The 22,995-nt window shown below is 62.6% G+C and carries 18 protein-coding genes and 2 pseudogenes; 8 read left to right on the top strand and 12 right to left on the bottom strand.

Going from position 1 to position 22,995, the window contains the following annotated elements; all coding sequences use genetic code 11:
• Nucleotides 1-90 precede the first annotated feature (90 nt).
• The 4 genes from IHE30_RS00275 (at nt 91) to IHE30_RS00260 (ending at nt 7,786) form a co-directional block, all read left to right on the top strand.
• Complete coding sequence (locus IHE30_RS00275; protein ID WP_337687903.1) at nt 91-1,290, top strand: efflux RND transporter periplasmic adaptor subunit; 1,200 nt, start codon at nt 91-93, stop codon at nt 1,288-1,290.
• An 18-nt stretch (nt 1,291-1,308) separates the two neighbouring features.
• Nucleotides 1,309-4,482, top strand: a complete 3,174-nt coding sequence (locus IHE30_RS00270) for an efflux RND transporter permease subunit (RefSeq protein ID WP_337687901.1) — start codon at nt 1,309-1,311, stop codon at nt 4,480-4,482.
• A gap of 10 nt (nt 4,483-4,492) precedes the next feature.
• Nucleotides 4,493-6,004 carry an efflux transporter outer membrane subunit gene (locus IHE30_RS00265; protein WP_337688346.1) on the top strand — a complete coding sequence of 504 codons (1,512 nt, stop codon included), beginning with the start codon at nt 4,493-4,495 and terminating at the stop codon, nt 6,002-6,004.
• Nucleotides 6,005-6,346: 342 nt separating this feature from the next.
• Nucleotides 6,347-7,786, top strand: a complete 1,440-nt coding sequence (locus IHE30_RS00260) for a DHA2 family efflux MFS transporter permease subunit (protein ID WP_337687899.1) — start codon at nt 6,347-6,349, stop codon at nt 7,784-7,786.
• Between the two features lie 31 nt (nt 7,787-7,817).
• On the opposite strand, the gene IHE30_RS00255 is transcribed toward IHE30_RS00260, so the two are convergent.
• From IHE30_RS00255 to IHE30_RS00240, 4 genes are all read right to left on the bottom strand, one after another.
• Nucleotides 7,818-7,964 carry a hypothetical protein gene (locus IHE30_RS00255; protein ID WP_337687898.1) on the bottom strand — a complete coding sequence of 49 codons (147 nt, stop codon included), beginning with the start codon at nt 7,962-7,964 and terminating at the stop codon, nt 7,818-7,820.
• Between the two features lie 150 nt (nt 7,965-8,114).
• The gene (locus IHE30_RS00250; protein WP_337687897.1) at nt 8,115-8,909 is read right to left on the bottom strand and encodes a metal ABC transporter permease; all 795 of its coding nucleotides are present in this window, start codon (nt 8,907-8,909) and stop codon (nt 8,115-8,117) included.
• Nucleotides 8,902-9,789, bottom strand: a complete 888-nt coding sequence (locus IHE30_RS00245) for a metal ABC transporter ATP-binding protein (protein ID WP_337687895.1) — start codon at nt 9,787-9,789, stop codon at nt 8,902-8,904. The genes IHE30_RS00250 and IHE30_RS00245 overlap by 8 nt, the downstream gene beginning before the upstream one ends.
• Nucleotides 9,786-10,673: a metal ABC transporter solute-binding protein gene (locus IHE30_RS00240; RefSeq protein WP_337687893.1), complete on the bottom strand. Its 888-nt coding sequence runs from the start codon at nt 10,671-10,673 to the stop codon at nt 9,786-9,788. The genes IHE30_RS00245 and IHE30_RS00240 overlap by 4 nt, the downstream gene beginning before the upstream one ends.
• 276 nt (nt 10,674-10,949) lie before the next feature.
• Here IHE30_RS00240 and IHE30_RS00235 point away from each other — a divergent pair, with 276 nt between their 5' ends.
• On the top strand, nt 10,950-11,900 hold the full coding sequence (locus tag IHE30_RS00235; protein WP_337687891.1) for an ABC transporter ATP-binding protein: 951 nt from the start codon (nt 10,950-10,952) through the stop codon (nt 11,898-11,900).
• Nucleotides 11,900-12,661: an ABC transporter permease gene (locus tag IHE30_RS00230; protein WP_337687889.1), complete on the top strand. Its 762-nt coding sequence runs from the start codon at nt 11,900-11,902 to the stop codon at nt 12,659-12,661. The genes IHE30_RS00235 and IHE30_RS00230 overlap by 1 nt, the downstream gene beginning before the upstream one ends.
• A 407-nt stretch (nt 12,662-13,068) precedes the next feature.
• Here the strand turns inward: IHE30_RS00230 and IHE30_RS00225 are convergent, their stop codons facing one another.
• Together IHE30_RS00225 and IHE30_RS00220 are read right to left on the bottom strand one after the other, a co-directional pair.
• Nucleotides 13,069-14,901: a glycoside hydrolase family 15 protein gene (locus tag IHE30_RS00225; RefSeq protein WP_337687887.1), complete on the bottom strand. Its 1,833-nt coding sequence runs from the start codon at nt 14,899-14,901 to the stop codon at nt 13,069-13,071.
• Between the two features lie 437 nt (nt 14,902-15,338).
• Nucleotides 15,339-16,160 carry an EAL domain-containing protein gene (locus tag IHE30_RS00220; protein WP_337687883.1) on the bottom strand — a complete coding sequence of 274 codons (822 nt, stop codon included), beginning with the start codon at nt 16,158-16,160 and terminating at the stop codon, nt 15,339-15,341.
• 186 nt (nt 16,161-16,346) lie between these two features.
• Between IHE30_RS00220 and IHE30_RS15020 the strand changes: the two genes are divergently transcribed.
• Nucleotides 16,347-16,505 (top strand): hypothetical protein, encoded by a 159-nt coding sequence (locus tag IHE30_RS15020; protein ID WP_443193559.1) that lies wholly within the window; start codon nt 16,347-16,349, stop codon nt 16,503-16,505.
• A gap of 72 nt (nt 16,506-16,577) precedes the next feature.
• Complete coding sequence (locus IHE30_RS15015; RefSeq protein WP_443193558.1) at nt 16,578-16,880, top strand: hypothetical protein; 303 nt, start codon at nt 16,578-16,580, stop codon at nt 16,878-16,880.
• Between the two features lie 219 nt (nt 16,881-17,099).
• Here the strand turns inward: IHE30_RS15015 and IHE30_RS00210 are convergent, their stop codons facing one another.
• The 6 genes and pseudogenes from IHE30_RS00210 to IHE30_RS00185 form a co-directional block, all read right to left on the bottom strand.
• Nucleotides 17,100-18,260 (bottom strand): MFS transporter, encoded by a 1,161-nt coding sequence (locus IHE30_RS00210; RefSeq protein WP_337687881.1) that lies wholly within the window; start codon nt 18,258-18,260, stop codon nt 17,100-17,102.
• Between the two features lie 107 nt (nt 18,261-18,367).
• Nucleotides 18,368-18,694 (bottom strand): annotated as a pseudogene (locus IHE30_RS00205) (MFS transporter); the annotation flags it as partial.
• A gap of 665 nt (nt 18,695-19,359) precedes the next feature.
• Nucleotides 19,360-20,481 (bottom strand): LysR family transcriptional regulator, encoded by a 1,122-nt coding sequence (locus tag IHE30_RS00200; RefSeq protein WP_337687879.1) that lies wholly within the window; start codon nt 20,479-20,481, stop codon nt 19,360-19,362.
• A 770-nt stretch (nt 20,482-21,251) separates the two neighbouring features.
• Nucleotides 21,252-21,422 (bottom strand): annotated as a pseudogene (locus tag IHE30_RS00195) (MFS transporter); the annotation flags it as partial.
• A gap of 23 nt (nt 21,423-21,445) precedes the next feature.
• Complete coding sequence (locus IHE30_RS00190) at nt 21,446-21,856, bottom strand: hypothetical protein (protein WP_337688409.1); 411 nt, start codon at nt 21,854-21,856, stop codon at nt 21,446-21,448.
• Between the two features lie 197 nt (nt 21,857-22,053).
• On the bottom strand, nt 22,054-22,935 hold the full coding sequence (locus tag IHE30_RS00185) for a L,D-transpeptidase (protein WP_337687878.1): 882 nt from the start codon (nt 22,933-22,935) through the stop codon (nt 22,054-22,056).
• Nucleotides 22,936-22,995: the final 60 nt, after the last annotated feature.

Here is a 22,995-nt window from a genome sequence, read left to right as displayed (position 1 = left end):
GCGATCAGGCGTCGGCAGACGCGACCCGGGCAGTTCCAGGCGCGGGGTCATGCCAATTCTTAGCCACAGTCAGATACAGAGGTGCATTCCATGCGCGTCGATTGGGTTCGAGTCCGTTTTTTCCCCGCTACCGCGGCGGCGGCCGCCGCCGCAGCTTTCGTGCTTGCCGGCTGTGGCAAGAAGCCGGCCGCGCCACCGGCGCAAGTACCCGAAGTCGGCGTGGTGACGGTGGAGCCCAAGCCGGTGCCGGTGATGACCGATTTACCCGGGCGCACCAGCGCGTACCTCGTTGCGCAGGTGCGCGCGCGCGTGGACGGCATCGTGCAGCGCCGCGAATTCACCGAGGGTAGCGAGATCAAGGCCGGCCAGCGGCTGTACAAGATCGACCCGGCGCCGTACGAGGCCGCACTCGCCAGCGCGAAGGCGTCGCTCGCCAAGGCGCAAGCCAATCTCGCCTCGACCCGTGCTCAGGCGGAGCGCTTCAAAGTGCTGGTTGCCTCGAACGCGATCAGCAAGCAGGACTACGACAATGCGGTGGCCGCCGAACGGCAGGCCGAGGCGGATGTCGCGGCCGGCAAGGCGTCGGTGCGCACGGCGACCATCAATCTGGGCTATACCGATGTGGCATCACCGATCAATGGCCGCATCGGTCTGTCCGTCGTCACGCCGGGCGCATACGTGCAGGCGAACCAGGCCACGCTGATGACTACCGTGCAGCAACTCGATCCGATGTATGTCGATCTGACCCAATCGAGCGCTGATGGTTTGCGATTGCGGCGCGAGATCCAGGAGGGGCGCTTGCGTACTCAGGGCTCGAACAGCGCGAAAGTACAGCTGATGCTCGAGGACGGCACGTTTTATCCGATCGAGGGCAAGCTGCAGTTTGCTGACGTGACGGTCGACCAGTCCACCGGTTCGGTCACCCTGCGGGCATTGTTTCCAAACCCGGATCGCGTGCTGCTGCCCGGTATGTTTGTGCGCGCGCGCCTCGTCGAGGGAGTGAACGAGCGGGCGATTGTCGTGCCGCAGATCGGTATTACGCGCGACCAGAAAGGCATGCCGACTGCGCTGGTGGTCGGCCCGGACAATCAGGTCACGCTGCGCCAGTTGGTGACTAGCCGAACCTATGGCGCGAACTGGATTGTCGAGAGCGGCCTGAACCCGGGTGAGCGCGTCATCGTGCAGGGCACCGAGAAGGTGCGCCCGGGTGCAACTGTCAAGCCGGTGCCCGCGCAGCTGCCGCCCGAAATGACGGCGAGCCCGTCGCCCGGCGCAAGCGCCGCGCAATAATCCGAGGAGCATCGCTTCATGGCCAAATTCTTCATTGATCGCCCGATCTTTGCTTGGGTAATCGCGATCATCCTGATGCTGGCGGGGGTCGTGTCGATCTTCCAGTTGCCAGTTGCGCAGTATCCAACGATTGCGCCGCCGGCGATTCAGGTCAGCGCGAACTATCCGGGCGCATCCGCGAAAACGGTTGAGAATACCGTCACGCAGGTCATCGAGCAGCAGATGAGCGGGCTGGATCACTTGCTGTATCTGTCATCCACCAGCGACGACTCCGGTAGCGCGACGATTACGCTCACGTTTGCGCCAGGCACGGATCCGGACATTGCACAGGTCCAGGTGCAAAATAAGCTGCAGCTGGCTACGCCATTGCTGCCACAAGTGGTGCAGCAACTCGGCACAAAGGTGACGAAATCGAGCAGCAGTTTCCTGCTGGTCATGGCGTTCGTGTCGAAAGACGGCAGCATGTCGAAGTACGACCTCGCAAACTATGTTGCCTCGAAAGTGCAAGATCCGCTCAGCCGGATTGATGGCGTTGGCACAGTCACGCTGTTTGGCTCGCAATATGCGATGCGCATCTGGCTCGATCCGACCAAGTTGACGAATTACAGCTTGACACCGATCGACGTACAGCAGGCGTTGCTGACGCAAAACGTGCAGGTCGCCGGTGGCCAGCTTGGCGGCACGCCTGCGAAGCCCGGGCAGATGTTGCAGGCAACCATTACGGAGGCCACGCTGCTGAATACGCCGGAGCAATTCGGCAACATTTTATTAAAAGTGAACCCAGACGGTTCACGCGTGCGGTTGAAGGATGTCGCGCGCGTGGAGCTTGGGGGGGAGAACTACAACTTCGATACCAAGTACAACGGTCAGCCTACGGCGGGCTTCGGCATCCAGCTGGCCACTGGCGCGAACGCACTGGCCACGGCCAAGGCGGTGCGCCAGAAGATCGATGAGCTGTCGAAGTATTTCCCGCAGGGGCTGGTCGTTGAGTACCCGTATGACACGACTCCATTCGTCAAGCTGTCGATCGAAGAAGTGGTCAAGACGCTGTTCGAGGGTATCGTGCTGGTGTTCCTGGTCATGTACCTGTTCCTGCAGAACCTGCGCGCGACTGTGATCCCGACGATCGCGGTGCCGGTGGTGCTGCTCGGCACGTTCGCGATCATGAACGCGGCGGGCTTCTCGATCAACGTGCTGTCGATGTTCGGTCTGGTGCTGGCGATTGGATTGCTGGTGGACGATGCGATCGTGGTGGTGGAAAACGTCGAGCGGGTGATGGCCGAGGAGGGCCTGTCGCCACGCGAGGCGACGCGCAAGGCAATGGGGCAGATCACCGGCGCGCTAATTGGCGTGGCGCTCGTGCTGTCGGCTGTGTTCGTTCCGGTGGCACTGTCCGGTGGCTCGGTGGGCGCGATCTACCGGCAGTTCTCGCTGACCATCGTCTCTGCGATGGTGCTGTCGGTGCTGGTGGCGTTGATCCTGACGCCGGCGCTGTGCGCGACGATCCTCAAGCCGATTCCGGCCGGCCATCACGAGCAGAAGACCGGCTTTTTCGGCTGGTTCAACCGCACGTTCAACCGCAGCCGCGACAAGTACCACGACGGTGTGCAGCACGTTATCCGGCGCTCCGGGCGTTGGCTGATTATTTACTTAGCCGTGATTGCCGCGGTGGGATTGCTGTTCATGCGGCTGCCGACATCGTTCCTGCCTGATGAGGACCAGGGTACGATGTTCGTGCTGGTGCAAGCGCCGACCGGCTCCACGCAGGAGCGTACCGCCAAGGTGCTGCAGGATGTGCAGCACTACCTGCTGCAAGATGAGAAAGATGTCGTCGAGTCGGTGTTCACCGTCAACGGCTTCAGCTTCGCGGGCCGCGGGCAGAACGCCGGGCTGGTCTTCGTTCGCATGAAGGATTACTCGCAGCGCCACGCGCCGAATCAGAAAGTACAGGCGCTGGTGCAGCGCATGTTCGGCCACTTCGCGTCGTATAAGGATGCGATGGTGATTCCGGTCAATCCGCCGTCGATTCCGGAGCTGGGCACCGCATCGGGCTTTGATTTTGAACTGCAGGATCGGGGCGGGCTTGGCCACGAGAAACTGATGGAGGCGCGCAACCAGTTGCTTGGTATGGCCGCGAAGGATCCGACGCTCGCGCTGGTACGGCCGAACGGGTTAAACGATACGCCGCAGTTCAAGATCAATATTGATCGTGAAAAGGCACAGGCGCTTGGCGTATCTGCGTCGTCGATCGACCAGACGTTCTCGATCGCGTGGGCATCGCAGTACGTCAATAATTTCCTCGATACCGATGGCCGGATCAAGAAAGTGTATCTGCAGTCGGACGCGCCGTTCCGGATGAATCCGGAGGACTTGACGAACTGGTACGTGCGCAGCGCGTCGGGCACGATGGTGCCGTTCACGTCAATCGCCACCGGTAACTGGACCTTTGGCTCGCCGAAGCTGGAGCGCTACAACGGCATCTCGGCAGTCGAGATCCAGGGTCAGGCCGCACCGGGCAAGTCCACCGGCCAGGCGATGGCGGCGATGGAGGCGCTTGCCGCGAAGCTGCCCGCCGGCATCGGCTTCGAATGGACCGGCTTGTCGTTCCAGGAGCGCCAGTCGGGGTCGCAGGCGCCAATCCTGTACGGGATCTCGATCCTCGTCGTGTTCCTGTGCCTGGCGGCGCTGTATGAAAGCTGGTCGATCCCGTTCGCCGTGATCCTGGTTGTGCCGCTCGGGGTGATCGGCGCCCTGTTGGCGGTGACGTTGCGCGGGCTGGAAAACGACGTGTTCTTCCAGGTGGGCCTGTTGACCACGGTGGGCTTGTCGGCGAAGAACGCGATCTTGATTGTCGAATTCGCCCGCGAGCTGCAGCAGAAGGAGGGCATGAGCGCGATGGCCGCGGCGATGGAAGCGGCGCGTCTGCGGTTGCGTCCGATCCTGATGACCTCGCTAGCGTTCATCCTTGGCGTGTTCCCACTCGCGGTGAGCAACGGCGCGGGTTCGGGCAGCCAGCACGCGATCGGCACGGGCGTGATCGGCGGGATGCTGACTGCAACGTTCCTGGCGATTTTCATGATCCCAATGTTCTATGTCGTGATCCGTGATCGTTTTGGCTCGGACAACAAGCCGGCGGGTGAGCCGACGCCGTCACGCATCGAAGGTAACGGCTTGAACCAGCAAGGGCATTGATATGAAACCGATGAGCAAGCTTTCGATCTGGGGGGCCATTGCCGCGCTGGTATCGGCGTGCACATTCCAGCCGAAGTACGAGCGCCCAACGCCGCCTGTTGCGTCGACGTTTCCGCAGAGCGGCGTTTATGCGACGCAGCCGCGTGTGGCGCCCGGCCAGCAGGGCGCCAACGGCGTGGCCGCTGCGGATATCGGCTGGCGCGAGTTCTTCAACGATCCGCGCTTGCAGCGACTGATCGAGTTGTCGCTGCACAACAACCGGGATCTCGCCGTCGCGGCCTTGAAGGTGCAGCAGGCCGCCGCGCAATATCGCGTGACCCGTGCGGATCTGTTTCCGACACTGGACGCGGTGGGCCGCGAGACCAAGACGCGTACGCCGAGGAATTTGTCGTTCCTCGACCGCACGATCAGCAACCAGTACTCGGTTGGCTTGTCGGCGTCATGGGAGATCGACTTCTGGGGCCGCGTGCGCAGCCTGAAGGATCAGGCGCTCGCGCAGTATCTGGCGACTGCCCAGGCGCGCAAGGCCGCCGAGATCCTGCTGGTGTCGCAGGTTGCCGACCAATACCTGGCGGTGTTGGCCGCGGACGAGCAACTTGCGCTCACGCAGCGCACGCTCGATACCGCGAGCGCGTCGTATCATCTGGCGAAGCTGCAGTTCGACACCGGTATGGGCTCCGAGCTTGACTTGCGCCAGTCGCATGGGATCGTCGAGCAGGCGCGTGCCAACCTGCAGGCGCAGCAGCGCGTACGCGCACAGGCCGAGAATGCCCTCGTGCTGCTGGTTGGCCAGCCGCTGCCGAAGGACCTGCCGGCCGGCTTGCCGCTGAACGCGCAGAGCCTGCTTGCCGATATCCCGGCCGGCCTGCCGTCCGATCTGCTCATGCGCCGTCCGGATGTGATGGAGGCTGAGCAGAGGTTGCTGGCGGCCAACGCGAATATCGGTGCCGCGCGTGCCGCGTTTTTCCCGAATATCTCGTTGACCGGCAACTTCGGTACGCTATCGCCGACGCTGGACGGGTTGTTCAAGCCGGGATCGGCTGCCTGGGGCTTCACGCCGAAGATCGACTTGCCGATTTTCGAGGGCGGGTTGAACGTCGCGAATCTGCAATTGGCCGACGTCGGCAAGAAAATTGCGATCGCGCAGTACGAAAAAGCGATCCAAACTGCATTTCGCGAGGTGGCCGATGGCCTAGCCGCGCGCGGCACGTATGATCAGCAGATCCAGTCGATGGACCGCTATGTTGCCTCACAGCAACGGCGGCTCGAGCTGTCCGAGTTGCGTTATCGCAATGGCGTTGACAGCTATCTGAATGTGCTGACTGCACAAACCGATCTCTACGGTGCGCAGCAGTCGCTGATTTCGGCGCGGTTGAACCGGCTGACGAATCTCGTCGACTTGTATCAATACCTCGGTGGTGGCTGGCTGCAGCACACCGGCGATACCCCGCGGCCGGCTGACGCGCCGGCGGCGCTGGGTGCGGTGAGCGCGCCAGGGGCGGCGTCGGTGGGCGCTGGCTAAGTGCGATGCGCGGTCCGGTGCGGCGATTCGCACCAAACCGCCCGATCGTAACGAGAGGTACCATTACGCTAGGCCGTACCGGTTTCGTTGGGGTACGTCCGGTCGCATTCAGTTATTCAGTTGTATCCTGGCCATGCCGAACCGTACTGAGACGCTCGATGCGGGTGCGCGTGGTACTGTATTAGCGATGGCGCAATTCGCCCGCATCGATGCACGGTGACGTGCGTTGGTGTCCCATAGTCGCGCCAGTCTAAGCTTTCTTTATCCTACTTTTGCGATGCGACTGCGTGCGGTCATGGCCGCGCGCGGTGGCGCGCATTTGTTTCGAAGGAGATGTCATAGATGAGCGCCGGCCTGGACCACCGCAAGCGCTGGCTCGCGTTGGCGGTACTCTGTCTCGGCGTGTTGATGATCGTGCTCGACACGACGATCGTCAACGTTGCCCTGCCGTCGATCCGTGCTGATCTCAGCTTCACGGAAACCACACTGGTGTGGGTCGTCAACGCCTACATGCTGACCTTTGGCGGTTTCCTGCTGCTGGGCGGACGGCTCGGCGACCTGTACGGTCACCGTCGCGTATTTCTGGTTGGCATCGTATGTTTCACACTCGCGTCGCTCGCGTGTGGGCTGTCGACGACGCAGTACGCGCTGGTCGCCGCTCGAGCGGTGCAAGGCCTGGGTGGGGCGGTGGTGTCCGCGGTGTCGCTGTCGCTGATCATGAACCTGTTCACCGAAAGGGACGAGCGCGCTCGCGCGATGGGGGTGTACGGTTTTGTATGCGCTGGCGGTGGCAGCATTGGCGTGCTGTTTGGCGGCTTCCTAACAAGCGTGTTGAGCTGGCACTGGATTTTTCTGGTCAATCTGCCGATCGGCATCGCGGTCTATGGGCTGTGCGCGGCATGGCTGCCATCGTGCCGCACTGACGCGCCGCTGGCACGCATGGACATCGGTGGCGCGATCACGGTGACCGCGTCGCTGATGTTGGCCGTCTACGCGATCGTGAATGGCAACCAGGCTGGTTGGTCCTCGCCCACGACGCTTGGATTGATCGCATTGGCCGTTGCGCTGCTCATCGGCTTCATTGTCATCGAGGCGCGGGTGCGCGCGCCGCTGATGCCGCTCGGGTTGTTCCGCCTGCGCAACGTCGCAGTCGCGAACTTGGTCGCCGTGTTGTGGGCCGCAGCCATGTTCACCTGGTTCTTCCTCTGCGCGCTGTACATGCAGCGCGTGCTCGGCTACAACTCGCTCCAGGTGGGGCTCGCGTTCCTGCCGGGGAACCTAATTATGGCGTTTTTCTCGCTGGGGTTGTCAGCTCGGCTGATCATGCGCTTCGGAGTCCGCCGTCCGCTCGGCGTCGGCTTGCTGGCTTTGGCGCTCGGATTAGCGCTGTTTGCGCGCGCGCCGCTAGATGGCGGCTTCCTGCTGGACGTGCTGCCCGGCATGGTGCTGTTGGGCGTGGGCGCGGGCATTGCGTTCAATCCATTGCTGTTGGCCGCGATGAGCGAGGTGGATCCATCCGAATCGGGGCTCGCGTCCGGCGTGATCAATACGGCGTTTATGATGGGGGGCGCGCTGGGACTAGCTGTGCTGGCCAGCGTCGCAGCGGCACGCACCGACGCGCTGGCCGCGTCCGGCACCGTGGCACAGGCTGCGCTCAACGCCGGGTATCACGCCGCGTTTGGCATCGGTGCACTCTTTGCGTTGTTGGCCAGTGTGCTCGGCTCCACACTGCTGCGCGTCAAGTCGCCCGCGCCCGACGCCCATGCGGCGTTGACCGACTGAACACAGCCCGGCGGCCATGATGCCGCCGCGCTTAGAATGCGTAGCGGCCGACGATGAACAGCAGGTTGTCCGCATTGACGCTGCCCAAGTGCGGGATGAACGGACCCATCACCCAAGCGCGCCGGTATCGGATTGATGCGACCGGCGCCGCGAGCGGGAACGGCACGTCGCGCAGCACGTCGCTGCGTGGGCAATTTGATCGTTTAACAGACCGATGGCCGCCGGTGTGTTGATCGTTGGCTGGGCGCAAGTGATGTGAGTCGGTGCTGATGAACCGCGAGTCGGAGGCTGATGATCGCAAGCAGGGCGGGATGTCGATGGCAAGGCGCTACAGCGGGCGCCGCCACCGTACCAGCAGGCTGGCGCCGTACGCGAGGGCGGACAGCGTGGTGATCCAGAAGCTTGACGGCCAGTCGGTGTAGAACGCCAGCGTGATGCCGCTCCATGCCTGCGCGAGCGCGAGCAGGGCCGCGCACGCGACGCCGGCGCTGATCCGCGTCGTGAGGTTCTGCGCGGCAGCGGCCGGCCCAACCATCAGCGTGAACACGAGCAGCACGCCGACGATTTGCGTGCATTGTGCGACCGCGATGGCGACAATCGCTAGGAACAGCACCGATACGGCGCGCAGCGACACGCCTTTGGCCTCAGCTAGCTCGGGCTGCAGGCTCGAGAAGATCAGCGGCCGGGCGATTGCCGCTAACGCGGCAAGGGCCAGCAGCGCCAGCCAGGCGAGCGTTGCCAGCACGCTGGTGCTCACGCCCAGCACGTTGCCGAACAGCAGCGTGGTGACCTGCGTCGCATAGGCGGTGAAGAAATGCAGGAACAGCAAGCCGGCGCCGAGCGACAACGACAGCGTGATGCCGATGGCGACGTCGCGTCCAGACAGGCGTTCGCCGAGCGCGCCCATCGCCATGCCAGCCGCGACTGTGAAGCCGATCATGCCCCACAGTGGTGAGACGCCGAGCAGCGCGGCGCCGGTGGCGCCGGTGAAGCCGACATGCGATAGCGCATGTCCCGCAAAGGTCTGCTGGCGCATCACCAGGAAGAAGCCGACGATGCCGGCGACGATCGCGACGATACCGGACGCCGCGAACGCGTTGATCATGAAATCGTATTCAAACATCGTGTGTTCCGCGGCGCGCGAGGGCGTGATCGGACTGGCGTGCCATTGACAGGTGATCAGGGCCGTGGTCATCTTCGTGTGCGTGTTCGCGCTTCTCGATTTCCACGCCGCTAGACATCACGAAGATCCGTCCGGCAAGACGCATGACGTCGATTGGCGCGCCATACAACCGTGACAGCACCGGTGGCGTGATGACCTCGTCGACGGTGCCGAGCGCGGCGCGACCGCTGCCCAGGTAGAGCACGCGGTCGATCGCGTTGAGCAGCGGATTAAGCTCATGGGCGCTGAATAGCACGGTGATGCCCAATTGGCGCTGTACCCGCCGCACCAACTCGATGACGCCGGCTTGGTGGTTCGGGTCCAAGCTGATCAGCGGCTCGTCCAGCAACAGTAATCGAGGCTGGCCGAGCAGGCATTGCGCGAGCAGCAGGCGTTGGCGTTCGCCGCCGGACAGTTCGGCGAGCGGCCGATCAGCTAGCGTCGACGCGCCGACGATCGCTAGCGCGTCGTCCACCGCCCGGCGCGTGCGGCCTCGGGCCAGCGCGATCCCCCAGCGGTGCCCGTCAACCGCGCATGCTACGAAGTCCCGGCCGGACAGGCGCCGCGCCGCCGGGGTGCTGCGCACCTGTGGCATGTAGCCGATTGCGGCATTGCCGCGCGTGACGGACTGCCCGAACACGCGCAGCGTGCCGCGGGCGGGGGGCACCAGGCCGAGCAGGGCACGCATGAGCGTGGTTTTGCCGGCACCGTTGGGACCCAGTACGCCGATGAACTCGCCGTTGCTCACCGTGAAGCTGACATCGTCGAGCAGGCGGCGCGGGCCCAATTCGAGCGTGACACGATCCAGCTCGATCGCTGGGTCAGTCATTGAACCTGTCATTGCAATGCCTTTTCCAAGGCGTCGAGTTGCTCCAGCATCCATTGCCGGTACGTCTTGCCGTTCGGCTTCGTTTCGGTGACGTGCACCGTCGGCACATGCGATTGCTGCGCAATCTGCAGCAGCCGTTGGGTTGACGTGTCACTGGCCTGGCTGTTGTAGATCAGTACCTTCACCTGCCGCGCCCTCAGGTCGCGCTCGAAGGCGGCGATATCGGTCGCGCGGGGCTCCGTCTCGTTCATTGCCGCAAGCTGGAAACGTTCGTTGCGCATCGTCAAGCCGATGGCCTCAGCCATGTAGCCGAACACGGGTTCCGTCGCGGTCACCGGCGTGCCTTGATACCGTTGTTTCAATGCTGCGATTTTCTCATCGATTGGCTTCAGCGACTCGATAAATTGCGTCAGCCGGACGGCATAGTCGGCCTTGTGCGCCGGGTCTGCTTGCACGAGGAATGCACTGACCGCGCGCGCCACTGCCGGCATGGTCGCGGGCAAGTACCACAGGTGCGGATTGTCGCCTGGCTTCTTGCCGACCAACTCGGCGGCGACGATCTCGGTGCGCGGCTGGCGGCTTGCACGCGAGCCGGCGAGCAGCTTGGGCAGCCATGGATCGTAATTCGCGCCGTTGTAGACGACCAGTTGCGCCGAGTCGAGCGCGCGCGCGGTCTTTGGGCTGGCTTCGAACAGGTGCGGATCCTGGTCGGGGTTGCTCAGGATGCTAGTGACCGATACATGCGGGCCGCCCAGCGCCTGGACCAGTTCGCCATAGAAGTTCTCGGCCGCGACGACTTGGATCGTCTGGGCTGCGGCAGCGCAGGCGGGGGCGGCGGCCAGTAGCGGCAGGCAGAGGGCGATCGATGCGGCAACGGTCGCAACAAAGCGTTTCATCAAACGGCTCCGGATAGGCCCGCGACGCGGCGGACCGGAATTGACGAAGGGCCCGCTCCGACGGCGGCCGGGCGCGGGCGTGCTGGCGTCATCGCACGAGAATAGATGATATAACATAACATTTAATGCAGTGGTATAACATAACAGCGCGCCGATATGCCACCCTAACAGCGCACGCGTGGCGTTCTCCCTCGCCTCGTAGCGGGGCCGTGGCCAGCATGTTTTCGGGGGACGTCGATGCTGAACGAAACGATGGCTTCTGTTATTGTCCCAGGCATGCAGACGATTCTTTCCGTATCCCATCTTTCGAAGACGTATGCGTCCGGATTCCGGGCGCTGCACGACATCAACCTCGAGATCCGGCGTGGCGAGATTTTCGCACTGCTTGGGCCGAACGGCGCGGGCAAGACCACACTGATCAGCATCATCTGCGGCATCGTCAATCCGAGCGCGGGCCGCGTGACGGTGGACGGCCATGACATCATCACCCATTATCGCGCCGCGCGCGCGACCATCGGGTTGGTGCCACAGGAGTTGACCACCGACACGTTTGAATCGGTCTGGGGCACGGTCTCGTTCAGCCGCGGCTTGTTCGGCAAGCCGGCCGATCCTGCGCATCTCGAGAAAGTGCTCAAGGCGCTCTCGCTCTGGGATAAGAAAGACAACAAGATCCGCACGTTGTCCGGCGGCATGAAGCGGCGCGTGATGATCGCCAAGGCGCTGTCGCACGAGCCACGTATATTGTTCCTAGATGAGCCCACCGCAGGCGTGGACGTCGAGTTGCGGCGCGACATGTGGCGACTCGTGCGCTCGTTGCGCGACAGCGGTGTGACGATCATCCTAACCACGCACTATATCGATGAAGCGGAGGAGATGGCTGATCGCATCGGCGTGATTCGCAACGGTGAGATCATCCTCGTTGACCACAAGGCTGAGTTGATGCGCAAGCTCGGCAAGAAGCAACTCACGCTGCAACTGCATACGCCGCTGCAACACGTGCCACAACAACTTGCTCCATATCGGCTCGAGTTGGCGCGTGGTGGCAACGAGTTGATCTACACCTATGACGAGCACGCTGAGCGCGCGGGTATCATCGAGTTGCTGCGCGCACTGGATGACGCGAATATCGCGTTCAAGGACTTGCAGACGACACAAAGTTCGCTGGAGGACATCTTTGTCAGCCTCATGGAGGCGCGCCGCGAACCACAACGACAGGAGGCACTGTGATGAATGTCTATGCGATTCGTGCGATCTACCGCTTCGAAATGGCACGCACTTGGCGCACGCTGATGCAGAGCATCGTGTCACCGGTAATTTCGACGTCACTGTATTTCATCGTGTTCGGTGCGGCCATCGGCTCGCGCATCCAGCATGTCAACGGCGTGAGCTACGGGGCATTCATCGTGCCCGGACTGATTATGCTGTCGCTGCTCACGCAAAGTATCTCGAACGCCTCGTTCGGCATCTACTTTCCGCGTTTCACTGGGACGATCTACGAGCTGTTGTCCGCGCCGGTGTCGTATGTCGAGATTGTGATCGGCTATGTCGGCGCGGCCGCGACCAAGTCGATCATGCTGGGATTGATCATTTTCGCGACGGCCCATCTATTTGTGCCGGTCCAGGTCAACCATCCAGGCTTCATGCTGTTGTTTCTGCTGCTGACCGCGTTCACATTTGCGCTGTTTGGCTTCATCATCGGCGTGTGGGCCGACAACTTTGAGAAGCTACAGGTCGTGCCGCTGCTGATCATCACGCCGCTGACGTTTCTTGGCGGCAGCTTCTATTCGATCGACATGCTGCCGCCGTTCTGGCGCACGGTGGCATTGTGCAATCCGGTCGTGTACCTGGTCAGCGGATTTCGCTGGAGTTTCCAGGGCGAGGCCGAGGTGAACATTGGCGTATGCGTGGGCGTGACGATCGCATGCCTGACGTTGTTCGTGGCGATTGTCGCGTGGATCTTCAAGACCGGGTACCGATTGAAGAGCTGAGTATGCCGACGCCAGCGCTGCGTGCTACCAAGATCCATCGCGTTGTGCACGCAGCCCGCTCGCGTCATGGTCCAATGCGCGCAGCGAGTCCGCCACGTGCTGGAACGCAAGCAGTACGGTTTCCCGATATGGTGCGCGTGCCGATATGGTGCGTGTGCCTGCTACCATCATGCGGCGGGGATGCCCTTACCCAGTGCGAAATGCTGCGAGATGTCGGACTCGCCTGCGCTCTGCTCAGTGCGCTGCGGCATTGGCGAGCGCGTGTAACGGTCAGGGCGTGCCACTGCCAATGATGGTGGCAATGGCGCAAGGGGGCGCCACCGCCGATGAAATCGGCGGTTTGGCTGGCAAACTCCGAGGATTTGTTTCCTGAACGATGGACGCCGCCAATGCGGTCAGCGCGTCGCTCAGATGACCGAATCCCACGGCGCGGAAAGCCGCATCGCGCAGTTGATGATGCCGACCATCGAGTAGGTCTGCGGAAAGTTGCCCCACATCTCGCCGGTGACCGGATGCGTGTCTTCCGATAGCAATCCGAGATGGTTGCGCGCCGCTAGCATCGCTTCGAAGATCGCACGCGCTTCTTCACGACGGCCGATCCTGGCCAGCGCGTCGATGCGCCAGAACGTGCAGATGTTGAACGCGGTTTCCGGTTTGCCGAAGTCATCCGGTGCTTCGTAGCGCCGCATGTAAGGCCCGTCGCACAGCGAGCGCTCGAGCGCCTCGACAGTGGAGACAAAGCGTGGATCCTTCGGATCGATCATGTTGACTTCGGCCATCAGCAGCACGCTCGCGTCCAGATCCTGGCCGCCGACACTTTCAGCGAACGCGCCGCGCGCCTCATTCCACGCGTTATTCAGCAGGTATTCGCGGATCGCGTCGGCGCGCCCGCGCCACAGCATCTCGCGCTCGGGCAGCCCGAGCGTATGGGCGATCTTGGCGAGCCGGTCGCAAGCGGCCCAGTTCATCAGCACTGACGACGTATGGATGCGCGCGCGTGAGCGCAGCTCCCACATGCCGGCATCCGGCTTCGTATAGATTCGGTAGGCATTCTCGCCGACGGCCTCCAGATGCTCGAACTCAAACAGGCCAGCCGGGCGTATTAGGCGCCGGTCATGGAAAGCCTGTGTCGCACCCAGGATGATGTTGCCGTACACATCGTGCTGGAAGTGCTCGTGCGCCTGGTTGCCCACGCGCACCGGCGCGTGGTCCCGGTATCCACCCAGATGCTCGATGATCGACTCCGGCAGCGACGCTTCCAGGCCGATGCCGTACAGCGGTTTGATATGTCCGCCCTTGGAGCGCAGCACGATGTTGCGCAGCCAGCGCAGATAGTCCTCCATCGTGCCGACCTCGGACAGACTGTTCAGCGCGCGCACGACGAAAAATGCATCGCGCAGCCAGCAATAGCGGTAGTCCCAGTTGCGGCTGCTGTTCGGTGCCTCCGGGATGCTGGTGGTCATTGCGGCGATGATCGCGCCGGTATCCTCGAACAGCGACAGCTTCAGCGTGATCGCCGCGCGAATCACCGCGTCCTGCCACTCCAGCGGTATCGCGAGCCGGCCGGTCCATGTGCGCCAGTACTGGATCGTGTCCTGCTCGAAATCGCGCGCGGTGTTCTCGATGCCCGTGGCAAGCGTCTCATCCGGTCCGAGGATGAAGTTGACCTCGCGATCGAGCAGAAACTGCTGTTCCGCGACGATGTAGGACAATGGCGCGTCGGTCGTGAGCCGCAGCGTTTGCGCGGGGCCGACATAGCGGATGTGGTGGCTGCCGTGCGTGATCGCCGGTGGCAGCCGGCCCCAGTCAAAGCGTGGGCGTAGCCGTACAGTGATGCGCACCGCGCCTTGCAGCGGCTTCACGCGGCGCACCATCGTCGTGGGGCGGAAGTAACGTCCGCGCGAGTAGAAGCGCGGCGCGAAATCGGTGATCTCGATACCCTGTCCGTTCTTGTCGTACAGGCGCGTGCGCAGCACCGCGGTGTTCGGCTCGTAGAACTGCTCGCCACGCACATAGTTCTCGAGTTCGATGCTCCACAGACCGGCATGGTCCGAGGTGTCGATTAGTGCGTTGAAGACCGGATCGCCATCAAAGCGCGGCAAGCAGCTCCAGACGACGCAGCCCATCCTGTCGATCAGCGCGCTGAACGCGCAATTGCCGATGACGCCGACATCGAGCGAGCGATGGGGGGTGGCACGGGAGGGGAGCGTCAGGGATGACTCGGTGGAAGACAGGATCATCGCGAAATACCTTGGCGTTCTAAGTTGGGATGGAGCAGACGCGTCCACGGCGCGCGGCACGGCCATGGCCGCACCGCGCGTGGTGCGCAGCGTGCAGTCTGCGCCAGCGCCGCGGTGTCGCGCAAGACTGACAGCACGTTGGTTGTGAAATCGACACGCACAATCCGCAATGCGGATCGCAACACACCGAGCGCGAAGGCGCTGCTGGCCACGCGTGACGGTGCGATTATCGCGCGGCACGCCCGGGCGCCCCATCCCGAGACGCCGTGCCTACCGTGGGCGGCGCAATACGGAAGCATTCGAACTGATGCAGGCAGATTATCGCCGACGTGACCGGCTATCCAGTCGTCACGCGTATACAAATCGGCTGTGCCTGTCACTGAAGGAGGCGAGGTCCCGGCTGCGCGACATCGGATAGACGGCGCCCGCGCGGTCCGCTAGAGCGAGCCAACCGAGTCAAACACCGGACCTTGTACGTAACGCACATCGTATTGCTGCAGTAACTCGAACTGCGCGTCGTCCATGACGTGCGTGAAGATCAGCGGGATCTTCAGCCGGCTCGCGTAGCTCACCAGTGGCTTGACCACTGCATCGCGCAACGCCGAGCCCGAGTTCATTTTGATGAAGTCCAGCCGTGCCATATCTGACACTGACAGGATTTGGCCGGCATTGGGCAGGTTGCCCGCGACCTTGAAGCCATAGCTTTGATAGCTCTTGGTCAAGTAGCCAAGAAACGAGCGATGCGCGACGGCCGCCTCCGGCAGCTCGATGACCACACGCGCCGGATTCAAGCCGAGCGACACGAGCACGGTCGAGAAATGGCGCCCGTGGTCGTACTTGACGCTCTTCAATAACCGTTCGTGCACGTTCAGGAACAGCAGGCCGCTGCGCTGCGCGCCGAAGAAGTTGATCGCGTGCACAAGCCGCGATAGCCGATCTAGCGCCACCAGGTCTGGATCGTCGACGGCCGAGTCAAACGGATCGCGCACCGGCACCGACTCCACGCCTGCTAGCGCGGCCTGTGTCATCGCCTGGTAGCCGATGTCGTCGCCAAAGCGGTCTGCCGCGTGCGCATCGGCGGCCAACGATTGCGGAAAGCCCCGCGAGCCCATGTCGAAGATCGGCTGGTACTGGCTGGTCAACTCCAGGCCATTATGTCGGCCGCGCGCCGTTGCGCCGGCGTGCAGCAGCACGCGCTCGGCGAAGTAAGGATGGCGTGCCGCGGCGGCGGCGAGTGCAGAAAGAGTCGGCGGAATCATTATCGAAATAGTAGCAGTCGCCGCGGCTGTCGCATCGACAAAAAATGCTAGTTGACAAACGTAATTAATTTCAATATTTGAAATATTAGGCTACGGGACACAGCATTAATGCTATTCAGCAAAAGCCATTCAGCAAAATGGATACCGTCCACACCAGCCGACGTTTAGCGGCCGATGTGCGGCACAGTGACTTTTCGCTATCAGCATTCGCCGGATCAGATGGTGGCCACGCTCGCTGAGTATCCGGTCGTCGTAGTCGGCGCGGGTTCCGTCGGCCTAGCCTGCGCGATCGACCTGGTCCAGCAAGGCGTGCCGGTGGTGTCCCACCACAACAACGCGCTATAGAGCGGATCGCGCGCGATTTGCTTTGTTAAGCGCATCCTGAAGATTTTGCGCGGTTGGGCATGCGGCCAGCGCATGCTCGACAAGGGCGTGAGCTGGAACGTCGGCAAGGTATTTCTGCACGACAATTTGATCTATACATTCAATCTGCTGCCGGAAACAGGCTACACGCGGTCAGCGTTCATCAATTTGCAGCAGTACGACGTCGAAGACTATTTGGCCGAGTGGGCGCAACATCTGCCTAATCTCGATCTGCGCTGGTCGAACAAGGTGGCCGTCCTCGCGCAGAATGGTGCACATGTGACGTTGACGGTGCAAACGCCCGATGGCACGCATGCGATCAACGCGCGCTACGTGAGGGCGGTGAACGGGTCCTGACTGGAGGGTGCCAGGGCGACGGTGGTGCCAGGGCAACGGGTACCGGATCGGTTTTGGCCGTTGCAGCGGCACGGTGCTGTCGGCGTTGAAGCTTGACTGACGTGGCCGCGCCGGGCGGCATGCCACCGGTTGCACGTCGGCGAGCCGGGTGCTCGGAGGGCGCTGCTACCGGTGGCTGTCTATTCGGGCTGGTGAATCGGGCGGTTTACCGGCTCGTTTTTAGCCTTGCGTCGCGGTCCGCGCAGTGCGCTGCTCCCACAGATGCGCGCAGATAAACATGACGACGCCGGCGAACAGCACGCCGATCAGCGCGTCAGGGCTGCTTGTGCGCATCAGCGTGCCGGCAATCATCGGCCCGAAGCAGCTCGCCACGCTCCACGATGCGCCGATTAACGAGCTGGCGGTGACTAGCGCCGGGCCACGAAAACGTTCGCCGATCGCCGCCAGCGACAAGGTGTAGATCCCGCCCGCGGCCGCGCCGAGCACGATCAGCACAGGCCAGCGCAGCCACGGCTGCGCGGCGATCACCGGCAATGTCGGTAGCAGCAGCGCCACGACCAGCGCGGCGCCCAAGTGCACGCGAGCCCGGCCGACGCGATCGGCCAGCCATCCAAGGGCAAACGCGCACGCCGTATCGCCGAGCAGGATCGCGGAGCCGAACACGACGGCCAGTTCCGTTGCGACGCCATGGTGGACCGCGAACAACGGCAGCAGCGACAAGGCGAGTGTATCGAACAGCGCAAAAAAGCCTGCACCGACCACCAGTGCCGGCATGCGTGGTAATACCGTTTGCCAGGCGCTATGGGGCTCATCGTCGGCCGGGCCGATGTCGCGGGGGATGCGCATCACCCACAGGCCTGGCAGCGCCAGCAGGAAGATCGCACCGCACAATGCAAAGCGCCATCCCGGATAGTCGGCGATCATGGTGACCAGCAGCGGGCCAGCCATCTGGAACAGCGTAAAGTTGGTCGCGTACAGTGCGACGATGCGCCCACGCGATCGATCGTCGGCGAGCTGGTTCACCCAGGCCTCGGTGATCGTGAACAGCAGCATCAACGCGGCGCCAGCGGTCGCCCTCAGGAGCGTCCAGGCAACGAGGTTAGTCGTCAATTGCATCGCAAGCGTCGCGATTGACGTTATCCACACCGTGCCGATGATGGCACGCCGGGCGCCGATACGCGACGTGATGCGTGCTGCGAATGGCACGATCGCGATACCGCCGCCCGCCTGTGCGGCGGTCAGCATGCCGACTACGTGCGAGCCATAGCCGGCCTGCATCAACGCCAAGGCGGTCAGCGGCAGCGTGGCGCCGATGCCTAGTCCGACGACGGCAACGCTGACAATCAACGCAAAGAAGTCGCGTGTAAAAATAACTTTCATTTGTCGTATTATGGGGCCGGCGTACCAAGGGTGGCAGGCCCATTATCGTGGCGCCGCGCCCGCGGGTGACCGCAGTAGGCGGCGCGGGTTGTTCAGGCGCTCAGGACGAAAAATGCGCCGTGGCAGAACACCGTGACGACGCGGGCCCACATCAACACCGCATAGCCCGGCGCGACCGCGCATAATAGGTTGCCGACGATGAACACGCCGACCAGGCTCATCAGCGCGCGCTTGCGGGATAAGTTTGCCTTGAGCATCGCTACGATCGGCGCACCGATCGTGCCGCCCAGCGTGTAGCCAGACACCAGCATGCCGGCGGTCGGAATCGATACGCGCAGGTCGCGCGCCACGTTCGGCAGCAGGCCCATGATCACGAACTCGGTGGTACCGATGCCGAAGGCGGCAATGGCGAGGGCGATGAGCGGCAAGGGCATGGACAGGCTTCGTGGTAGGGAACCGCAGTCCGGAGCGCGCGGGGTAGGTGCACGCAGGCCATGAAGCATCATCTTACTGTATCCGGGGAAACCCTGCTGCTGGACGCCGTCGATCGCGACTCGCCGGCGATCGTGCACAAGTGATGCGTCGCGCGGCCATCAACTCATATTGTGCCGCCGTGTCGCACAGCACCGGCGGGCGGCGAACCGCCGGGCATCCACGAGCCCTTCGTTGAGCGCGGCCCGATAGCCGCTGGTTCCGTCACGCATGAGCGTGCCGTTTTGTGCGAAAGCCACAATGGGCCGGTGGAGGGGCTGGCAGGTTCTGCGAGAAAGGCGTGTACCGTTTTTCAACGGCGGCCGCGGATGGCAACGAGCGGGCTGGACAGAAACGGTACGTTTTTTGAGTCACTAGTGCGGATTGTCAACGAGCGTTCATCCTGGGCGTGATGTAATCGATGCCGTGCTGGGCGACGGTCGCTGCACGCCGCACGACATTCTCGCTGCGTCGCATTTTCCCGTCGGGATGCAGCGAAGCCGATGCGCTGGCCCAGTACTGCGGCTATCACGGTGACGCCGAGGAAGACCGATCGCATGGTGTCACGGATTGATGCGGCGACGTAGCGCGCCGGATGCGGCCCGTGCCAGGCCGCAGGCGTGGCCGGCTAACTGACGCGCCACTCCCCCGGCGAAAAAGGCCATGGCGCCGCGGGGCGCGATGCCGGCTGCGCCGTAGCGTGCGGACTCTTCGTGCTGCTAGTCGAGCCGCTTGCGTTGTCGCGTGTGACCATCGCGTTGGCCGGATGCTGACGTTCTGGCGTGCCGCGACCCGTGTTGCACTGCTGCAATGCAGGGGTGTCTTGCTCGGCGTCATAGCCCCTGTCGTCGGTTTGGTGGCCGTAGCGTGCGCAGACGAACTCGACGAATGCGCGTGTCTTGGCCGCCATATATTGCCGCTCCGGGTAGACCACGGACAGCGTGGTCTTGTTTTCCAGGATTTCGCAGTCGGGCAATAGCTGGACCAGCCTGCCGCTGGCCACGTCACGCTCGACCACGCGCTGCGGCAGCAGCGCGATGCCCATGCCGCCGACAGCCGCGGCGCGTAGCATCTGCGCGCTGTTCACCACGTAGACCGGCTCGGGCATCGCCAACTGGTACTCTGCGCCGTACGCATCGCGCAGGCGCCAGAGCCGGCTGCGGTCACTGTGCGATTGTGCCAGCAACGACAGCGCGGGCAGGTCATTCGGCGCTTGCGGCGCGACGTGCTCGAGCAGGTAATTCGGCGAGGCGACGATCACCGACGCGCACGAGCTTAGGATCTGGCTGGAGAGTCCATTGCTCGGTGCCACCGAGGCTTGCACTAGCCCGACGTCGTAGCTGTCGCCGAGGGCGTCCGCGGCCTGGTCACCCAGCGTGACATGTAAGCGGATCCGCCCATGACGCTGGCGGAACCCTTCAACCAGTCCGATTAATTCGTCGCCAAGCGATGTCGAAGCGGCGACGCGCAACGTGCCGCGGGGCTCGTCGTCGCCGTTGACCACGGTTGCTTCGATGAAGTCAAGTTCCTCGAGCAGTCGACGACAACCCTGTAGGTAAACGTATCCTGCCTCCGTCAACGACACGTTGCGTGTCGTGCGATTGATGAGCCGCGTGTTCAGGTGGGCTTCCAATGTCGCGATAGAGCGCGTGACCAAGGCATTGGAGACATTCAGTTGCTGTGCCGCGCGCCGAAAACTCTGTGTTTCCGCGACCCGGGTAAACACGCGCATGGCCTGGATCTGATTCATTCTGAGCTCGTGGTCGAGAAGATTATGTTTGACAGCCGATTGTTTTTCCCATATTAAAGTTGCCCGGCCTTCGATGTTCCGTTGGGGAAATCCATTCGGGATCTCAGACAGTTTATAGAGGATTGCGGAGCCCAAGCAAACGGGGCGCGACAAAAATCGACAATTCGTCAGCGGATTGCATCAACGAGTGGACGCACCCGCAGCGCGTAATGTGCTTTGATATCGCGTTATCGTCCCCAGTATCGTGTCACTTTCATGCACCCGGCCTCCTGTACACCGGGCGAATGCAGCCCCGACATTTTGTGTAAGTTATTTCGAAAGTGTCAACAGGTGCAAGCAATTCTGTTCCGTTGTTGCATTCAATGAATAACTATCACCCTCTGCATACGCAGTCATTGACAGGTGGCTAAAGATGAATAGCTTCATCGGCTCGCTTGGCTTGGCCACTTTATCCGTGATGCGGCCGGAGGTTGGCCATCGCCGGGAAATAGCTTGTGCCTATAATATTACAGTTTATTTCAGATTATATCGGCGATCTTGTGCCGCAGAATTGCTAGGGATTGAACGGTACTACCGTCGTGCATTTCGGGGTGAAATTACCTTGTTATGCTCCACTTTTTTAATTTTAATTTCGATATTTGCTTTAATTGGAAAGATTCTTCCTATATTGTTTCGATTTTGTTTTCTATTGGCGCGATGGAGACGGCGCTGCAGCGAAGCTGCTCGCTTAGGCTGGCGAAGTGCGCTGGTCCATTTTGTCCACGTGCCCGTACAATACTCAGCACAATGGCGGCGCATGCGGCGACGGCGGCAAACAGATAGACCGATTCATACCCGAAGTCGCCGGCAATTAGTCCAACCAGGGGCCCGGTGAGGCCCAGCGACCAATCGAAAGGCACGGAATAGGCGGACAACGTTGTGCCGCGGTTGGCCGGTGGGACTTGATACAGCCGCGCGGTGGCGGTCAGCAGCACGCCACTTGCGCCGCATGCGAGTAAGCTGCGCATGACGGTTGGCCCGACAGCCACAGCACCGGTGGATGACTCGCGCTGGCTGACAGAGGGTGGCACGTACCCTCAATGCGCATCGGGGCGTCGCCGTACCGCCGGTAGAAGATGCGCGATCGCACGTGCCATCCATACAGCGTGAGCAGCAGGCGCAGGCCCGGCACCCATACCATCACCAATGGCACCACGATGACCAGTAGCCGGTCCACCAGGTTGGCCAACCAGAACGTACTGCCGGCAGTGCCTACGGTCATCGTGATCGTGTCAGGCGGTGCGGGTTGCACCAAGCGGATCGCCGCCCACCCCGCCAGCGCGCAGATTATGCGTATCGGCATGACGGTAACGACCAGGTCCGTGCCACGATACATGCACGTAGCGGGCGAGAAAGCGGGGTGCTTGCAGGCGTTTGCGTTCGGCGAAGCGGTCGAACGCTACCCTCGAAGGCGGTCGTCGCAGGTTCGCGGGGGCATGCCGTCGCTATCGGGCGGCCACCGGCCGGCATCGCAGCGATGAGAGCGTGCGACCGCCGGCGTGTATGCTAAGCCTCTTTCGGATGCGGATCTTATCAGTCAGCGGTGTCGATCTGCGCACCATGCTTGACCCTAGGGCCGCGCGGCGCCGGCGACCACGTCGGACGCTGCGTCGCGCCGCCATCGACAATCACGATATAGCGCCCGGCCCAGCGCGATGCCTCGCGATCCGGCTTAAGCACCCGCAGGAGGTGGCCTTCCCGGATGCGCGTCTCATAGTCAGCGTCCAGTATGCCGTAGTGATCCAGAAACGTGTTGAGTGTGCCTGGGATTCGGATACAGCCTTTCGAGTGTTGCATGCCGAGCAGCGATTCGAGCTGGTCAGGATCGGTAGAATGCATTTGCAGCCGCATCTGGCTCGTTGCGCGAGGACCCCAGCCGCGTTGTGCCTGCGCCCATCCCAGGTCGTAGATTCGCTGGTCGTGCGCGCCATAGCCGCGAATGCCATTATCGTTGAGCGTGCCTTCGGCGCGAAAGTCCATATTGTCCGGAGTATGCCGGAACACCCCGAGCGGCGTAATGAAATGGTCATAGCGACCCGGCATGCCGGTGGAAACAGGCGATGCGCCGATTACCTGCCAAGGGTCTGACGACGCCTGACGCCACATTAACACCAATGCTTGTACGAACGGATTGCGGTCCACGACGGCGACGAATTCGCTTGCCACGTCAGGCAAGCCGGCTTGGACGAGCGCGTTCTGCAGCAGTTGCCCATAGTGCGCTTGGGCAGTGGCGGGTATCGGCAAGGTGCGGTTGACAGTCTGCGCATACAGTTTCCGATAGTCGAGCGCGGAGGGCATATTGGTATAGCGCGGCAGTATGGGGGTGGCGGTCGGCGGCGCATAGGTGGCCGAGGCCGCGGGTTGAGCCGGTGGTCGCACGGGTGACGAGGCTGGCGTTTGCCCTGGAACCGGCATCGATGATGAGCCAACGACAGGCGATTGCCTCGGGGCAGCCGGTTGCTCGGGGGCAGCAGA

Source organism: Mycetohabitans sp. B46 (assembly GCF_037389205.1).
Classification (GTDB): Bacteria; Pseudomonadota; Gammaproteobacteria; order Burkholderiales; family Burkholderiaceae; genus Mycetohabitans.
Note: the sequence above shows the minus strand (reverse complement) of the source record. Positions and strands in the feature narration are given on the sequence as shown.